Source organism: Pseudomonas sp. FYR_5, from assembly GCF_043106315.1.
Classification (GTDB): domain Bacteria; phylum Pseudomonadota; class Gammaproteobacteria; order Pseudomonadales; family Pseudomonadaceae; genus Aquipseudomonas; species Aquipseudomonas putida_Y.
Genome location: NZ_JBICMK010000063.1, coordinates 1 through 1338, shown reverse-complemented (window position 1 = coordinate 1338; position 1338 = coordinate 1). Strand labels below are relative to the sequence as shown.

Annotated in this window: 1 protein-coding gene; it reads right to left on the bottom strand. The window is 55.8% G+C overall.

The window, feature by feature from the left end:
- Positions 1-1052, bottom strand: a 1052-nt coding sequence (locus ACF8RA_RS10265) for an IS110-like element ISPpu9 family transposase (RefSeq protein WP_392519142.1), incomplete at its 3' end; no start/stop codon positions are given.
- Between the last annotated feature and the right edge of the window lie 286 nt (positions 1053-1338).

Sequence of the window (1338 nt, the reverse complement as noted above, 5' to 3'; positions counted from 1 at the left end):
CGATTGACTATTTTTGGCCCGCCACCTGCCAGTCGATGACCGCCGGAAATTCGGGTAGGGGGAGCCAGTCCCAACCAAGAGCAGAAGTGCTGTGAGGACGGGAAGCGTGATAGATCTGTACCGATCTCCCCTGCCAGCACTAATGCAGTGTCCACCCCAATGGTTGGAATTGCGGTTAGGTCCACGCCAAGAACTTTCCACAATGTCTGATGCAATTCAGTCTGTCGGGCACCGTTTCGGTGCGGGCTCCGTAAAGGCTTATTGGATGGCTCTGGCTTGTTTTGCAGCACCGGCAACTGCTCTAACGCGGCTTTTATGGCGTCGTCACAATCAGCAATTTGCTGCTCCAGGAAGTCATAGGCAGCCAATTCCTGAGTTAGCGCATGCAAATGCTCGCGCCGCCAATTGCCATGAAGACTCCGAGCGACAGCCTCCTTGCCTGCCTTGATGCGGCGGTCGGTCAGTTCAGCCAGTTGCACTGGGTCCCGTTCACCTGCGCAGATGGCTCGCAAAATCTTCATGCCAGTTACGCCGGAAATATCACTGATGACATTGGCCAGCTGGATGTTCATTTGGCTCATGGCCTTTTGCATCCGGTTCAGCGTCTGCGCCTGGTCTTTCACTTTGGAAGCACGCTGCCTGACCAATGACCGGACGCAGCAGGTCAGATCATCGGGGCGGAATGCGCCTCTGAGCAGTCCATGAGTCATCAGCTGCCAAATCCACTGGCAATCCAGCACATCTGATTTACGGCCCGTGATTTGTCGAGTTGCTCTGGCATTGACGAGATAAACCTCAAAACCGCGCTCGCTGAGAATCTCGTAAATTGGAATCCAATAAACTCCCGTGGATTCCATGGCAACGACCTTGATCCCCAGGCTTTCAAGCCAGTTAGCCATCTTGAGCAGGTCGTCAGTAAAGGACGTGAACGACTGGACGGGATTTTCGTGCCGGGGATCGACCGCCACGAAATGCTCTCGACCACCGACATCGATCGCCGCGCAATCGGGATGGACGACGGTAAAGCGTTGCTTGGAAGGCTTGCGCGCCATGATGAATCCTCGCAGGATAAAGGGCGCGCGGGGCACACGGTGGCGAAAAGGTTCACTCTCTCATACGTGGTCACAGCTGAATCAGCTGATGCCTACAGGGACTTCACGCCGATACCGTGCGGATCACTCTCCCACGCGGGTGTGCGCACACACACCAGTGCTGGCTACGATCTCTGTCCCGCGCACACGAACCCTAACAAAGCAAAAGGCGGCTGGCCCTACCGGGCCAACCGCCTTTTCTTTTTCAACATGTCAGCGTCGCTGCGGATCTAAAGCCGTACACCTC